This window comes from Siphonobacter sp. BAB-5385 (genome assembly GCF_002261125.1).
GTDB lineage: Bacteria > Bacteroidota > Bacteroidia > Cytophagales > Spirosomataceae > Siphonobacter.
Window position 1 is genome coordinate 47,260 of sequence record NZ_NMPS01000021.1, and the last position, 16,178, is coordinate 63,437.

Here is a 16,178-nt window from a genome sequence, read left to right on the forward strand (position 1 = left end):
AAGGCTATTTTGGTCGATAAAAATTATAAAATAGAAAAAATAGATAGTAGTGGCTAGTTGCATACATCCCAAAGAATAATTAATTTTATGCCCAGAAAGGGAAAATTTTTTTCATTAAATTAGAAGCATGGTAAAATTTTCTACTACTTCTTTCTAAAGTCCCATTCAGGTCGCTCGCATACCACAAAACCATCAAACGTTTACGAAAGATGAATCGTCGTAACTGGCTCAAAAACTCCGCTGCCTTGACGGTTGGAGCAACCGCATTACCCGCTCTTCTGCAAAAGGCCTATGCCGATCCGGCAGCCCGGAATGAATTGTACATGGACCTGTCCCACGAATTTCGGGCGGCTATGCTGGCAGACTCCATGCCGCCAGCAGCGGTAAAAGCCCGTCTGAGTGCCAACGAAAACCCCTGGGGCCTTTCGGCAAAAACGAAAACGGCCGTCAATAGCTCCCTAACCGAAGCCAACCGGTATGCGATGCGGGCTACGATGGACTTATACAAAGCGATTTCTGAGAAAGACGGTATCCCCATGCCCCAAAGTCCCGCCGGCGGCGGCGGTTGGGGTGGAGCTTCCAAAAGCTATATTAAACTAGGCTGTGGTTCGACGGAATTGCTGAATGCCAGCTTGATGCACTTTGCTCAGAAGGGTACGATCATGGTGGGCGACCCCTGCTACATCTCGAGTAATGACGAGCGTTACCCCATGGAAAAGGTAAAGCTTACGGCGGATTATCAGTATGACCTGGATGCAATGGCGAAGAAAATCGATCCCGCCAAACACAGCCTGGTCTACATCTGTAACCCCAACAACCCGACGGGCAATATGTTGCCCGCGGATAAACTGCGGAAGTTCATCGACGAGGTTTCACCGAAAGTTACCGTACTGGTAGATGAAGCCTACATCGATTACGCCACCAATCCGAAAACGGATTGTATGGTCGATAAAATCAAGGAAGGCAAAAACGTAATCGTGCTACGGACGCTCTCTAAACTGTATGCGTTTGCGGGAATGCGTTTAGGGTACGCTCTGGGTAAACCCGAACTGTTGCAGGATATTTCCAAGTATACGATGAACGGCTTTGGCCTTACGCTGCCTACCATCATGGGAGCCATGGCTGCTTTCTCGGATGCCGAGAATACGAAAATGGTACTTGATAAAACGAATGAATCGAAAAAGTATACGGCTGATTTCCTGACAAAAGCCGGCTACAAGGTCATTCCTTCGTACGCCAACTTTATGCTCTTTCCGGTCAATATGAAGGGTACGGAACTGACCGGAAAACTCATGCAGGAAGGCGTAATGGTACGAAACTGGTTCTTCGACGGACAGCACTGGTGCCGGGTTTCAATCGGAACCATGGATGAAATGAAAGCCTTTACGGATTCATTTACTAAAGTAGTGTCCTGACCCTGGTGAGGACTAATCGCCCGGTACGTTTAAACGATTGGATCAACGCAAACGCTGATTTTGATCATGGGCTGCGTACCGGGCGGATACTATTTTTAAGTCCTAACCTTTCTTTCCCCTATGACCAGAAGAGATTTTATTGAAAAGTCGGGTAACAGCTACCTGGCGATGATGGCTTTGGGTTTTTTTCCAGAAGCCCCGGCCAAGACGTTTGACTTAGCCCGCAATGAAAAGCCGAACGGTAAAAAAGTTATTATCCTCGGAGCCGGACTGGCTGGACTTGCTTCCGCCTATGAACTGGGAAAGCTGGGCTACGACTGTGTCGTACTGGAAGCCCGCGAACGGGTAGGGGGCCGAATCTGGACCATCCGGAAAGGAACCACCGAGACTGAACTAGGGGGTGAAAAACAAATCTGCCAGTTCGACGAAGGGTACTACCTCAATGCCGGTGCGGCCCGCATTCCTCACCATCACCACCTCACGGTTCAATATTGCCGGGAATTGAAAATACCCGTTGAAATCTTCGGTAATCTCAACGAAGCCGGGTTTCAGTATTCGGAGAGTAACCGCGGAGCCCTGGCCAACAAACGAGTACGAGCCCGCGAAATTCACGCGGATATGCGGGGCTACCTGACGGAACTGGTGGCGAAAGCCATCGACCAACAGGCACTGGATTTAGAAATGTCGAAAGAAGATGTCGATCGCTACGTGGCCTGGCTACGGGAAGAGGGCGATCTGGACATTAACAAAAAATATAAAGGCTCTGAGCGACACGGCTACGAGGTGGCTCCGGGAGCGGGCATGCGGGGAGGAACCATTGCCAAGCCCTATGCCCTGAAGGACATCGTGGAATCGGGGCTTACGCATCCGGCTTTTGCGAATGTCGGCGAATACACATTTAATCAGCAGCCCGTGTTACTGCAACCCGTCGGCGGGATGGATATGATTCCGAAAGCCTTCGAAAAAGTGGTGGGTGATAAGGTGAAACGGTCCTGTGAAATCCAGGAAATCCGGAAGACGAACCCCGGCGTACGGATTGTGTATCTCGACAAGAAGACGGGCCAGAAACATGAAGTAAAAGGCGACTATTGTATTTGTGCCTTACCCTTACCCATTCTGAAAGGGATTCCTTCGGATCTTTCCGGGGATGTACAGCGGGTGGCGGATTTTGTTCCGTACATGGAAACCTGCAAAATCGGGATGCAATTCAAGCGGCGTTTCTGGGAAGAAGACGACCAGATTTTTGGGGGTATCACGAAAACCAACATGGATATTACGCAAATTTTCTATCCCGCACACGGTATGCTGGGACCAAAAGGCGTATTGAAAGGCATGTACAACTTCCACGGATTAGCCAAGAAAGTAGGTGAGCTTTCTATTGCGGATCGCCAAAAACTGGCTTTCGAGCAAGGTTCCCGGATTCACCCGCAGTACAAGGATGAGTTTGAAAATGCGTTCTCGCTAGCCTGGCATAAGATTCCGTACTCCAAAGGAGGCTGGGGCATTTATTCGGATGCCGCCCGTCAACGCCTGTACGCTACGATGACGAAAAACGATGATGATATTTACTTCGCTGGAGAACACGCCAGTAACCTGCCCGCCTGGATGGCCGGAGCTTTCGAATCAGCCCGGTACGCGGTGGAATTGTTGCACAAGCGGGTATCGGCGGGGTAAGGGGTGTTGGTTCGTAGTTGATTGTTGCTAGTTAGATATAAAGTATAAAATACAGGCTATCTATTGCAAACTATTGACTGACAACGGAAAACTACAAACTGACAACAGAAAACTGTAGACTGCAAACTAAATTTCACCATGAAGAAATTATTCCTGACTTTAGGATTGGCTGCTCTGGTAGCTACGGGTAGCTGGGCCCAAGATTCCGAGAAACGTCCCATTACGGCTGCTGAATACGAGGCTGCCAAGAAAATAGCAGTTAAGAACCTCGAAAAGGACACGTACGTGAAAGCGGGTAATTTTATTCTGGACCGTTCGGGTGATCCTTTCGTCTTTAAGTTTTCGGACGGTACCGAACGTCGGGTATACCTGTACAAACTCTTCGAAACGGAGAAAATGTCCGAGCTGGGCATGTACGCGATTTACACGACGCCCAAAGATGGTAAGCTGAAAGCCTTTCCGTTACCCAGTCCGGATGCTACGGGCGAAGTATGGGGCAAATACATCGATGACCTGAAGTACGGCGAAGAAGCCATGAAGGGCCTTTCTTCCTGCATCGCCTTTGCCCTGACGAAATCAGGGGTAGGGGGTGCTCCAGCCGCCGCTCAGGAAGGACAGAAAATTGAGTACTGCTTCCCAGCGGATGCGTTAGTGACCCTGGCCAACGGTACCACAAAAGCTATTGCTACGATTACAGCGGGCGACCAGATTCAGAGCTACAATGCCACTACGAACGTACTGGAAACGGCTACGGTAGAGAAACTGGATATTCACGCCAATCAGTCGTTTGCCCTGACTCGTTTGACCTTGATGGATCCGGCAGCTAAACTGACGGCTTCTCAATCTACGCAGTGGGAATCGGTGAGCCTGGAAGCTACGGCCAATCACCCCGTACTGACGACCAGCGGCGTCAAACGCATGAGCGAAGTGAAAGTGGGCGATACGCTCTATCACCGTGATGCCCAGACCAACGTGCTTAAACCCTACGATGTATTCCTGACGCAATCGGCCATTCGTTCGGTTGACAACGTATACAACGTCAAGACTGATAAAGCTACGTACCTGGTAAACGGCACCGTAGTGATGGTCAAATAAGTAAACAACTCCCTTAACCAAAACTTGAACCAGCCCCCGCTTTTACGAAGGTGGGGGCATTTTTGTGCAACATTTTACGAACTTCCTGCATCCTTTACTAAAACGAACGCTACTAATGAAGAGATTTACTTTACTCACCAGTATGGCCGCTTTGGCCTTTTCGTATCAGGTACAGGCCCAGAATTGGCAGAAAACCCGTCCCGCAAGCGGATTTAATGGCATTCAGGTCAGCCACGGGATTGATCTGTACCTTACCCAAAGCTCCGCTGAAAGTCTGCGTCTGGAAGCGAAAGGCGTGGAAGAAGACGAAGTCGTCTCCGAAGTGAAAGAGGGCGTACTGGTGTTGCGAATCAATCGGGAGTCAGGCATGGGCAACTGGGGTAAAAACCGTTCGGTAAAGGCGTATGTATCCTTCAAAACGCTCGAAAAATTGCGGGCGGGTGGTGGCTCAGACGTGTACACCCAGGGGACGCTGAACGTAGGAGATTTATCCGTAGATCTTGGCGGTGGATCGGATGCTCGTATGGATTTGAAAGCCAATCATTTTTCAATTTCAGCGGGCGGCGGTTCCGATGCCGATTTATCCGGCAGTGCTCAGGTATTTGACGTCTCCGCCAGTGGTGGGTCGGATGTCAAGGCTACGGGATTTAAAGCTGACGTCGTACGCGTAAAGGCGTCGGGAGGCTCGGATGCTCACGTATACGCCACTAAAGAGATTTCGGCAGAGGCGAGTGGCGGAAGTGATGTTTATTACGCGGGTGGAGCAAAAACCGTATCGGTTCGAAAATCGGGCGGCAGTGATGTGACCCGGCGGGATTAATGGAAAATAAGGTTAGACGGAAGATTCCCTGCCTAAAGCGTTCCTATGAAAAGAGAAACCCCGCGTAGCAGGCGGGGTTTCTCTTTCAGGGAATATTCGTGCGAAACGAAGGAATGAAAGGCATAGGAGCATTGTCACTAAATCGGCAACGCTGATCCAACGCGATTCGGAGTCGGAACATGTACTCCGCCCGGGGTATTTCAATGGCTCCGTACCGCTTCACATTATCATTGATAAACTGCGTATCAAGTAAGTAGTACTGACGTTCGCGTAAGCGTTCGATCAGGTAATGAAAGGCTACTTTCGACGCATTGGGAGCGTTGTAGAACATGGATTCCCCAAAAAACGCCCCACCAATCGACACCCCGTACAAGCCACCCGCGAGTTCATTGTCCACGTAGGCTTCGACGGAGTGAGCAAAACCCAGGCGATGAAGATCGGTATAGGCCTGAATGATTTCTTCGGAAATCCAGGTGCCTTCCCCATCCGCCCGCGTACGGGCACAGCCCCGCATGACGCCTTCAAAATCCGAATTGATCCGAATGGAAAAGGTATTTTTGTTCAAAATGGGTCGTAGGGACTTGGCGGGTTTGTACGTATCAATGGGAATAGTGGCCCGCGGCTCCGGTGAATACCAATACAGGGTTCCATCCGCGTCCGCCATCGGGAAAATGCCATTCATGTAACCGTAGATAAGATCCTCTGCTGTCAGATTCGTCATATCCGATCTATAAAAAATTTAACCCACCTACCGAACTACTTCGGCCTAACCAGCGGTTATAGGGAAAATAAATAAAAAATTGATAATATTGGTGTGAAGTAATTAGTTTTTTCTAAACTTTGCATCGTTTTCAGAAACATCTCTTCTAAAGGAAATGAAATCACGGGCCATCATCGAGCCTTTTTTCGCTACCCAGCCACCGCGGCGGCCATTCTTCAGGCCGGAACGACGGAGGCCGGTACGCCTGTGATTTTTGGCCGTCCGGCACACTATTTTCTTCCAGTATTGGTTGTATGAGTCGTTAAGCAAGGCTGTCTGACAAACAGTCAGTGTACTTTCATTCAACACGAGTTTCCTGTTTAAGTAATCAAATGAACGAATATAAAGTCCAGGTTGCCTCGAAAGAGCATCTGTACCTAGCTGAAGAAATTTGCTGGCACATGGAAGAAAGTGCCAAGCAACGCGGTACTGGTATTGCGAAGCGGTCGCCTGAGTACCTCCGCCGCAAGATGGAGGAAGGAAAAGCCATTGTTGCCATGACCCGTAAGGGCGAGTGGGTGGGTTTCTGCTACATCGAAACCTGGGATCACGGCAAATTTGTGGCTAACTCAGGATTAATCGTCCACCCCGATCACCGCAAAAGTGGTATTGCGAAAATGATCAAGGAAAAAGCCTTTGAACTTTCGCGTACTAAATACCCGAACGCCCGGATTATTGGCATTACCACGAGTCTGGCCGTGATGAAGATCAACTCGGAGCTAGGTTACAAACCAACTACCTTTAGCGAATTACCCGTAGATGAAGCCTTCTGGAAAGGCTGTTCATCCTGCGTGAATTTTGACGTGCTCAGCCGTACAGGTCGTAAGCACTGCCTTTGCACGGGCATGATGTTCGATCCTTCCTGGGAGAAAGAAAAAGAGAAAAAGACGAAGTGGAATTTCCTGAAAAATGCGAAAATCTACGAGCGTTGGAACAAGATCAAACAACGGCTGCTGTTGAGGCATCACGAAAAAGAAGAAATAGAGGAGCCCGTTCTCTAGGATTTATTGACGGTTACTGGGTAACTGTTCTTCGTTCGTTATAATTTTGGCGGGTGGGAAGCGATTCCTTCCCGCTTTTTTTAAGTGTCTTTCGGATGGAAATTGATCTCAATTTCTGCCCTTTCCATAACCAGGAACGCGGACTCGCATCTGCAATCCACTGTCTACATTCAAAAAAATGAGTAAACCCAAAGTTGTATTGGCGTATAGTGGTGGTCTGGACACCTCTTTCTGTGTAAAATACCTGTCGGATGATCAGGGTTATGAAGTGCACTCCGTACTGGTTGATACGGGTGGCTTTACGCTGTCGGAACTCCAGACCGTAGAACGGAACGCCTATGAATTAGGGGTAGCCAGTCACGCTACGCTCGACGTAGTGAACGACTATTACGACAACTGTCTGAAATATCTGGTATTCGGAAACGTACTGAAAAACAATACGTATCCCTTGTCGGTAAGTGCCGAGCGGGTATTTCAGGCACTGGCCGTAGCCGAATACGCCAAGCAAATTGGAGCGAAAGCAGTTGCTCACGGCAGTACCGGAGCCGGAAACGATCAGGTTCGCTTTGATATGGTATTCCGGATTGTGGTACCGGACGTGGAAATCATCACGCCCATTCGCGACCTGCGACTGAGCCGGGAGGCAGAGATTGAGTACCTGAAAGAAAAAGGCGTACAACGTGACTGGACGAAGTCCGCGTACTCCATCAACAAAGGGTTGTGGGGAACGTCGGTAGGGGGCAAGGAAACGTTGACCTCCGATGGATTTTTACCCGAAGAAGCCTGGCCGACCCAATTGCAGCGGCAGGATATGGAATCCCTGACGCTGGATTTTGTACACGGTGAATTGAAAGGTGTGAACGGCGAAACGTTTGAAAATCCAGTGGATGCCATTCGGAAATTACAGGAAGTAGCCGCTCCCTTCGCCGTAGGTCGGGACATTCACGTGGGTGATACGATTATCGGAATCAAGGGACGGGTTGGTTTTGAGGCTGCCGCTCCCCTGATCATCATCAAAGCTCACCACGCTCTGGAAAAACACGTACTGACCGAGCAGCAGATCTATTTCAAGGAAATGCTTTCGGGTAACTACGGTACCCTGTTGCACAAAGGCCAATTCCTGGAGCCAGCCATGCGGGATCTGGAAACCTTCCTGCAAAGCACGCAGGAGCACGTAACGGGCAAAGTAAACGTCCAGTTGCAGCCGTACCGCTTCTTCGTGACGGGTATCGAGTCGCCCTATGATCTGATGAGTAATGTCTTCGGCAGCTACGGTGAAATGAACAATGCCTGGAGTGGCGATGACGTACGTGGCTTCTCGAAAATTGCCTCGAATCAGACCATGATTCACCGTAAAATCACTGAATTGAACGATAAATAAGGTGGATGGTTGGTTGTTGTTAGTGGTTTGTAGAGGAAAGTTCAAGAAAAACTGAAAACGGTAGACTACAAACTGAAAACTAGTAACGAACAACAATCAACTACTACCGAACTACTATTCATGAAGATTGGCATTATTGGAGCGGCTGGTTATACGGGGGGCGAATTGCTTCGCATTCTGATTCATCACCCCGAAGCAACCATTGCTTACGCTCATTCAAATAGTCAGGCGGGCAAACCCGTAGCGTCTACGCACACGGATTTGTTCGGTGACACGGATTTAACGTTTGCGGAACACTTTCATACGGATGTAGACGTCGTATTTCTGTGTTCGGGACACGGCGAATCGAAGAAGTTCCTGGCTGCAAATCCCGATTTTGAAAACGTACGGATCATTGATTTGAGTACGGATTTCCGGGACGAGTCCAACGGCTTCGTATACGGCTTGCCCGAACTGCAACGCGAGGTGATTCGTCAGGCTCGGAAGGTTGCCAATCCGGGTTGCTTTGCGACCAGTATCGAATTGGCTCTGTTGCCGCTGGCCCAGGCTGGTTTGCTGAAGGACGAGGTACACGTATCCGCCGTAACCGGCAGTACGGGAGCCGGACAATCGCTCAGTGCGACGAGTCACTTCAGCTGGCGGAATAACAACATGAGTATCTACAAAGCCTTTACGCACCAGCACCTGACCGAAATCGGGATGGTACTGCGAAAGGGACAGGCTGATTTCACGCAGAAAATCAACTTTATTCCGTACCGGGGCAACTTCACGCGGGGTATCATGGCCAATGTGTATACGGATTTTGCGGGTACGCTGGAAGAGGCGACGAAGCTCTATACCGATTACTACGCCACGCATCCTTTTACGCACGTGAGTCCGGCGAGTATCGATGTGAAACAGGTCGTGAATACCAACAAAGGTCTGATTCATCTGGAAGTACACGAAGGACAATTGCTGGTCACCAGTATCATCGATAACCTGACGAAAGGGGCTTCCGGTCAAGCTGTACAAAATATGAATCTGATGTTTGGACTGGATGAAAAAGCCGGTCTGAATCTGAAATCAGTCGGTTTTTAGGAAGTTTGAAAGTGTTTGAAGAGTTTCAGGTTTGAATACGTATAAAGTTTGAATAAGGTTAAGGATTAGATACAGATCAGTATCAGATTTGAAATGTCTCAAACCTCGAACTTTCTCAAACCTGAAACCATAAAAATAACAAAGCATGAATCCATTCAATGTTTACCCGCTCTACGACATCGAGCCTGTGAAAGCTCAGGGTAGTTATTTGTGGGATAAAAAAGGGGATCAGTACCTGGATTTGTACGGCGGCCACGCCGTCATTTCGGTGGGTCATTCACATCCGTATTACGTAGAAGCCCTGAAGCGTCAGCTTTCACAAATTGGATTTTACTCCAATTCCGTACAGATTCCCTTACAAAAGGAATTAGGCGAGAAGCTGGGGGCCCTTTCCGGTTACCCGGATTATTCCCTGTTTCTGGTGAATTCGGGGGCTGAGGCCAACGAAAATGCTCTGAAACTGGCTTCTTTCTACAACGGACGTAAGAAAGTAATCGCTTTTAAAGCGGCTTTCCATGGTCGTACGTCCGGAGCTGTAGCGGTTACAGATAACCCTTCCATTGTCGCTCCCATTAACGATAATTCGCACGTTACGTTCATCCCCTTCAATAATGTGGAGGCTTTGAAAGCCAACATGAGCGAAGAAATCTGTGCGGTAATTGTGGAAGGCATTCAGGGCGTCGGTGGTATTCACGTGACTTCCACGGAATTCCTGCAGGCTGCTCGCCAGTTATGCGATCAGTTCGGTTCCGTACTCATCCTGGATTCCGTACAGTGCGGGTACGGGCGGACGGGTAAGTTCTTCTCCCACCAGTTTACGGGTGTAGAACCTGATCTGATTACCACGGCAAAAGGAATGGGTAACGGCTTTCCGATTGGCAGCGTACTGATTTCACCCAAATTCCACGCCAAATTCGGTATGCTGGGTACAACCTTTGGAGGTAACCACCTGGCCTGTGCGGCGGCGGTTGCGGTGCTCGACATTATGAAAAACGAGAACCTGATCGAAAACGCCGAAAAGCAGGGAGCCTACCTGTTTGAGCAACTCAAAGGTATCAGCGGGATCAAGGAGTTACGCGGTCGCGGTTTGATGATCGGTATCGAATTTGAACAGCCCGTCGATAAAATCCGGGACACCCTCTTGTTCGAACATAAAATTTTCTGTGGCTACGCGGGCAAGCACACCCTGCGTCTGCTGCCGAGTCTGGCCATCGGTCAGGCCGAAAGCGATCAATTCCTGGAAGCACTCGATCAAGTATTGGCGGTAAACGCTTAGCTAGTTTACAGTTTTCGGTTGATCGTTTTCAGTCTTCTGAAACGTTTAACTGAAAACTGTAAACAGCCAACTGAAAACTGTAAACTCAACCAATGAAACAATTTCTTTCCGTTCATGATGTTCCTGACCTGCCGGGATTAGTGCAGGAAGCTCTTTGGCTGAAACAGAACCCCTATGCCGACGAAAACCTGGGACGGCATAAAACGCTGGGCTTACTATTCTTTAACGCCAGTCTTCGCACCCGGCTGAGTACGCAGAAAGCAGCCGAAAACCTGGGTATGAAGGTGATGGTAATGAACGTTACCACGGATTCCTGGGGGCTGGAATTTGAAGATGGAGCGATCATGAACGGAAATAAGGCCGAACACGTCAAGGAAGCGGCCGCTGTCGTAGGGCAGTACTGTGACATCATTGGCGTACGGAGTTTTCCTTCGCTGACCGATCGGGAGAAGGATTACCAGGAGCAGGTCATCAAGCAATTTGTCAAGTACGCCGGGGTACCGATTCTGAGTCTGGAGTCGGCGACACGACACCCGTTGCAATCCTTTACAGATCTGATTACGATCGAGGAAACGAAAACAGTGGCTCGTCCGAAAGTAGTACTGACCTGGGCTCCGCACGTCAAGGCACTGCCCCAGGCCGTACCTAACTCCTTTGCCGAGTGGATGAATGCTGCCGACGTGGATTTTGTGATTACCCATCCTGAAGGCTACGCTCTGGCTCCCGAGTTTTCCGGCAATGCCCGTATCACGCACAATCAACGCGAAGCCTTCGAAGGAGCTGATTTCATTTACGCGAAAAACTGGTCTTCGTACGAAACCTACGGCCAAATCATCAACAGTGATCCAGCCTGGATGATTACGCAGGAGAAAATGGGACTGACGAATCAGGCCAAGTTCATGCACTGCCTGCCCGTTCGCCGGAATCTGGTGGTCGAAGACGCCGTACTGGATTCAGCCAATTCAATTGTTATTCAGGAAGCTGGAAACCGCGTGTGGGCTGCTCAGGCCGTACTCAAGCGAATGTTACAAGCTTAATCATAGACGGAAGGGTATGCGGGTAAAAACCTGTATACCCTTTTTTTTACTCGAACCTTCATGCTCACGGTTATTAAAATTGGTGGAAACGTGGTCGATAACCCGACCCTCCGCCAGCAGTTTTTAGCGGATTTTGCGGCCTTGCCCTTGCCCAAGATTCTGGTACACGGGGGCGGAAAAATTGCTACGCAGGTGGCAGTCAAACTGGATGTGGAGACGGTGATGGTGGAAGGTCGCCGTGTGACCGATGCTGCCATGCTGGATGTCGTCACGATGGTGTACGGGGGACTCGTTAATAAACAACTCGTCGCTCAGCTACAGGCTCTCGATTGTAACGCTCTGGGGCTAACCGGAGCCGATGGCGGGATTATTCGTTCAAAAAAACGGACGGGCTGGAATGTTGATTATGGTTTTGTAGGCGACATTGAGTCGGTAAATGAGGAGCAGATCAAGCGTTTTCTGGAAGTAGGACTGGTTCCCGTCTTCGCCCCGCTGACCTTTGACCCGGCTCTGGCTTCCATGCTCAATACCAACGCTGATACCCAGGCTCAGGCCGTTGCGGTGGCGTTAGCGAAGCATTTTGAAGTTAATTTAGTATATTGTTTCGAAAAAAAAGGCGTACTGACTAATCCTGAAGACGATACGACCGTCATATCCGAACTGTATCCGGGTACTTACACTGAGCACAAAGCCTCCGGAGCCATTTACGCCGGGATGATTCCGAAGCTGGATAATGCTTTCAAGGCCCTTCATGATGGCGTTAAACAGGTTACCATCTGCCACGCCACCGATCTTCGACAGGCCGTTAGCGAAGGCACCACCGGTACCCGGATCCGACTTACTGAGTAAAAGCCATTCCGCCCGAATGGTCTGTTTAAACCACCGCAATTGTAACAACACCGTATGAAATCACTTTTTGACTCTCGTGTTCATGGCTTCTTGATTGGTACTGCTGTGGGAGATGCTATGGGTGTTCCGGTGGAATTTACAACGCGTAATTTTCTAAAAAACAAGCCCGTTGAAGGCATGCGAGCCTACGGCACGCACCACCAGCCCGCCGGTACCTGGTCGGATGATAGTGCTCTGACCTATCAAACCATCGAAACACTGATCCAGGGGCTGGATTACCGAACTCTGGCAAACCGCTTTTTAAACTGGTATCTTTACGGGGACTGGACGGCTCATGGCTCGGTCTTTGACATTGGTATTTCCACCCGTAACGCTCTGGATCGACTGGAGCAGGGCGTAGAACCCCTGAAGGCGGGCGAAACGAGTGAGCTCTGTAATGGCAACGGATCGCTTATGCGAATCCTGCCCCTGGCTTTCTACTTTCATTACCAGCAGCCGAAGTTGAGTCTGGATGAACGTTTTGCGATTGTACGCAACGTATCAAGCCTGACCCACGGTCACATTCGTTCGGTGATTGCCTGCTTTGTACTGGTTTCCTTTGCTCAGGAACTCCTGGCGGGTAAGGAAAAAGTAGAAGCTTACCGGACGATTCAGCAATCGCTGGGTTCGTTTCCCGAGCAGATTTGTTCGGCGGATGAATGCGAACTGTTTGCCCGTATTTTAAAAGAAGACCTTATACAATTATCGGAAAAGGAAATCTACTCTTCTGGTTACGTACTGCATTCGCTGGAAGCCGCACTTTGGAGTTTTCTGACGACTGACACGTATTCGGATGCCGTCCTGCGGGCCGTAAATCTGGCAGATGATGCCGATACCACGGGTTCCGTTACGGGCGGTCTGGCCGGACTCTATTACGGACTGGAAGGTATTCCGGTCAACTGGGTGCAAACGCTGGCCCGTCTCGAAAACATCGAAGACTTAGCTGGGCGATTTACCCGTTTTCTTCATTCATAAAGAAGGAGGCACACGACCCCTTTTAAATTAGTAAGTATGGCTCAGCTTCTTGAAAGCCTCACTGTTGATTCCATTGAATTACTCAAACGTCTGATCGCGACGCCCTCCTTTAGCCGCGAAGAAGATCAGACGGCGTATCTGCTGGAAGAATTTTTCCGGGAACGGAACATGCCCTTTTCCCGATTGAATAACAACCTGTGGTCCCGGAATAAATACTACAATCCGGATTTACCGACGGTACTGCTTAATTCGCACCACGACACGGTAAAACCCAACCCGAAGTGGACCCTTGATCCGTTCAATCCTTTGGTGGAAGACGGAAAACTCTTCGGATTGGGCTCCAATGATGCCGGAGGCTGTCTGGTTTCCCTGCTGGCTACGTTCTGCTACTTCTACCATCGGACGGATTTAGCGTACAACATTGTCTTTGCGGCTTCGTCGGAAGAAGAAGTTTCCGGAGCCAACGGCATGGAACTGTTGTGGAATTCCGGAAACCTGGGGTCGATTGACTTTGCCATTGTGGGTGAACCCACGCAAATGCACCTGGCCATCGCCGAAAAAGGTTTACTGGTACTCGATTGTATGGCTCAGGGAAAAGCAGGTCACGCGGCTCGAGAAGAAGGAGAAAATGCTTTGTACAAAGCTCTCGACGACATTGCCTGGGTACGTTCGTATGAATTCCCCAAGGAATCGCCGATGCTGGGAAAAATGAAAATGACGGCTACGGTGATTCGTACCGAAAACCAGCAACATAACGTCGTTCCAGCCAATTGCTATTTTACGCTTGACGTACGCGTAACGGATCAATATACCTTGGAAGAAGCCTGTGACATTATCCAGGCCCATATGAAATCGGAAGTACAGGCCCGTTCGGTACGGTTGCGGCCTTCGAGTATTCCTCTGGAACACCCCGTTGTGCAGGCGGGCATTCAACTGGGACGCACAACTTACGGTTCACCCACCACGTCCGATCAGGCCGTGATTGGCTGTGCTTCCCTGAAAATGGGTCCCGGCGATTCGGCTCGCTCGCACCAGGCCGATGAATTTATCTATTTGCACGAAATCGAAGAAGGAATTCAGTTGTACGTTGAAATGCTTAAGTACGTAGTGCTGGCGAAAGGGGGACTAGCCTGATCGACAAGAAATCTGCGTATTTCTTCGGAGAAAAGAATCTTTTTGCCGATTTTTGAATTCAATAGAATCATTCTAAATATTATGGAGCAAAAGGAAACCACTCCCGGCTGGAAAGGTTGGATTAAGCGTTTGGGTTGGGCCGGCTTTTTCTTCTTTCTGATTAAAGGCTTACTCTGGCTCGCCGTTGGCTACTTCGGATTTAAGATTTTTGAATAATACATTCTACCAAAAGAAAGGCTAACTCTCATTGGAGTTAGCCTTTCTTTTGGTGTATAGGATTGGCTCCATTAAATCAGCTTTACATGGAGAAGCTCTTTCGTACGCACCCAGATAAAGCCGACAATAACGAGCGTAAGACTCCCACCAATGAGTACGGAAGGGACCGTACCGAAGGTTTTAGCCAGTAAGCCCGATTCAAATGCTCCGATTTCATTGGAAGTACTGACGAAGATACTGTTAACCGAAAGTACGCGTCCCCGGATCTCGTCGGGTGGAACCAGTTGGAGAATAGCCTGACGAATGACTACACTGATACTGTCAAACGCTCCCGTTAGGAAAAGCATCGTTACAGAAAGCCAGAAGTGCGTTGATAGGGCAAAAACGATGGTAGCGATACCGAATCCTGCAACGGCAATGAGCATGTTTAACCAGGCTCTGCGTACGGGCGAGTACACGGCAGTCGCTACGAGCGTTAGTACGGCTCCGATAGAGGGAGCGGCTCGCAGAATACCCAAGCCTTCAGCTCCTACATGAAGAACATCCTCGGCAAAAACGGGCAGGATCGCTACGACTCCGCCAAACAATACGGCCACCAGATCCAGCGAAATGGAGTAGAGGAGGAGCTTATTCCCGAACACAAATGTGATCCCTTCCCGAATGCTCTGCCAGACGCTAAGCTGTTCTTCTGCTTCCGACACTTCAGGAATGGGTTTCTTTTTGATGAATAAAAACAAAAGAAAGACCAATCCTAATCCAGCAATCACCAGCCACATGGTACCCGCCATACCCATCCAGGCATAAAGAAATCCAGCAAGCCCCGGCCCCAGAATGGCTCCCGTTTGCCAAAACGAACTGTACCAGGATGCCGCGTTAGGATAGACTTCACGAGGAGTGAGGAATGCTTTCAGAGAAGAAGTAGCTGGGCTATAAAAGCCACGGGCTAATCCAATCAATGCAACTACGCAATAGATAATGGTGAGTAGAAAAGTATCCGGATGAGCGGCCCGCGTTTCGGGCAATGTAGCCCAATGCAGAATAAACGAACCCACCAGTATGACGAGCAAACTCAGTAAGATGATTCGTTTCTTATCATACTTGTCTGCGAAGTGTCCACCCAGCAACGCCAATGAAATGTAAGGAATGGCTTCTGCAAGGCCTACTAGCCCCAAGGCCAGCGGATCGTGCGTAATCCGGTAAATTTCGTAGCCTAAGACAACCTCCTGAATCAGGATGGCGGTAGTGAAGAAGAAACTGGCTAGACCAAAAAAGGTAAATTCCCGGTAACGCAGGGCGGCAAACGGATCAGTAGGGTAAGCATTCATGCGAACGAATAGAGCTGTTAGAAAGAAATTCCATGCAATGCTACAAACGTATAGTTAAAAAACGCATTAAAAGAAAAAAGAGGTCGCTGTACAGCGACCTCTTT

The 16,178-nt window shown here is 49.4% G+C and carries 15 protein-coding genes; 12 read left to right on the top strand and 3 right to left on the bottom strand.

The annotated features are described in order from the left end of the window. Positions 1-209: 209 nt before the first annotated feature. From BWI93_RS01670 to BWI93_RS01685, 4 genes are all read left to right on the top strand, one after another. The gene (locus BWI93_RS01670; protein ID WP_094808431.1) at positions 210-1,415 is read left to right on the top strand and encodes a histidinol-phosphate transaminase; all 1,206 of its coding nucleotides are present in this window, start codon (positions 210-212) and stop codon (positions 1,413-1,415) included. Between the two features lie 120 nt (positions 1,416-1,535). After that, entirely contained in the window at positions 1,536-3,089 is a 1,554-nt protein-coding gene (locus tag BWI93_RS01675; RefSeq protein ID WP_094808432.1) for a flavin monoamine oxidase family protein, read from the top strand. A gap of 138 nt (positions 3,090-3,227) precedes the next feature. Then, positions 3,228-4,184 (top strand): Hint domain-containing protein, encoded by a 957-nt coding sequence (locus BWI93_RS01680; protein WP_094808433.1) that lies wholly within the window; start codon positions 3,228-3,230, stop codon positions 4,182-4,184. A gap of 115 nt (positions 4,185-4,299) precedes the next feature. Then, complete coding sequence (locus BWI93_RS01685) at positions 4,300-5,004, top strand: head GIN domain-containing protein (protein ID WP_255157679.1); 705 nt, start codon at positions 4,300-4,302, stop codon at positions 5,002-5,004. A gap of 85 nt (positions 5,005-5,089) precedes the next feature. Here BWI93_RS01685 and aat read toward each other — a convergent pair whose 3' ends face one another. Together aat and BWI93_RS27355 are read right to left on the bottom strand one after the other, a co-directional pair. Further along, entirely contained in the window at positions 5,090-5,725 is a 636-nt protein-coding gene (gene aat / locus BWI93_RS01690; protein WP_094808434.1) for a leucyl/phenylalanyl-tRNA--protein transferase, read from the bottom strand. Between the two features lie 102 nt (positions 5,726-5,827). Beyond that, on the bottom strand, positions 5,828-6,070 hold the full coding sequence (locus tag BWI93_RS27355; protein WP_141217315.1) for a hypothetical protein: 243 nt from the start codon (positions 6,068-6,070) through the stop codon (positions 5,828-5,830). A gap of 26 nt (positions 6,071-6,096) precedes the next feature. On the opposite strand from BWI93_RS27355, the gene BWI93_RS01695 reads away from it, so the two are divergent. From BWI93_RS01695 to BWI93_RS01730, 8 genes are all read left to right on the top strand, one after another. Then, positions 6,097-6,765 (top strand): GNAT family N-acetyltransferase, encoded by a 669-nt coding sequence (locus BWI93_RS01695; RefSeq protein ID WP_094808435.1) that lies wholly within the window; start codon positions 6,097-6,099, stop codon positions 6,763-6,765. A gap of 178 nt (positions 6,766-6,943) precedes the next feature. Then, positions 6,944-8,146, top strand: coding sequence for an argininosuccinate synthase (gene argG / locus BWI93_RS01700; protein ID WP_094808436.1), 1,203 nt, complete (start codon positions 6,944-6,946; stop codon positions 8,144-8,146). A gap of 120 nt (positions 8,147-8,266) precedes the next feature. Beyond that, a complete protein-coding gene (gene argC, locus BWI93_RS01705; protein ID WP_094808437.1) occupies positions 8,267-9,223 on the top strand; it encodes an N-acetyl-gamma-glutamyl-phosphate reductase in 957 nt (318 codons plus the stop codon). A gap of 145 nt (positions 9,224-9,368) precedes the next feature. Then, positions 9,369-10,499 (top strand): aspartate aminotransferase family protein, encoded by a 1,131-nt coding sequence (locus BWI93_RS01710; RefSeq protein ID WP_094808438.1) that lies wholly within the window; start codon positions 9,369-9,371, stop codon positions 10,497-10,499. 92 nt (positions 10,500-10,591) lie between these two features. Next, complete coding sequence (locus BWI93_RS01715) at positions 10,592-11,536, top strand: N-acetylornithine carbamoyltransferase (RefSeq protein ID WP_094808439.1); 945 nt, start codon at positions 10,592-10,594, stop codon at positions 11,534-11,536. 60 nt (positions 11,537-11,596) lie between these two features. Further along, entirely contained in the window at positions 11,597-12,385 is a 789-nt protein-coding gene (argB, locus tag BWI93_RS01720; protein WP_094808440.1) for an acetylglutamate kinase, read from the top strand. 54 nt (positions 12,386-12,439) lie between these two features. Continuing rightward, the gene (locus BWI93_RS01725; protein ID WP_094808441.1) at positions 12,440-13,399 is read left to right on the top strand and encodes an ADP-ribosylglycohydrolase family protein; all 960 of its coding nucleotides are present in this window, start codon (positions 12,440-12,442) and stop codon (positions 13,397-13,399) included. A 36-nt stretch (positions 13,400-13,435) separates the two neighbouring features. Beyond that, complete coding sequence (locus BWI93_RS01730; protein WP_094808442.1) at positions 13,436-14,533, top strand: M20 family metallo-hydrolase; 1,098 nt, start codon at positions 13,436-13,438, stop codon at positions 14,531-14,533. A gap of 287 nt (positions 14,534-14,820) precedes the next feature. Here the strand turns inward: BWI93_RS01730 and BWI93_RS01735 are convergent, their stop codons facing one another. Further along, the gene (locus tag BWI93_RS01735) at positions 14,821-16,074 is read right to left on the bottom strand and encodes an MFS transporter (protein ID WP_094808443.1); all 1,254 of its coding nucleotides are present in this window, start codon (positions 16,072-16,074) and stop codon (positions 14,821-14,823) included. Positions 16,075-16,178 lie beyond the last annotated feature (104 nt).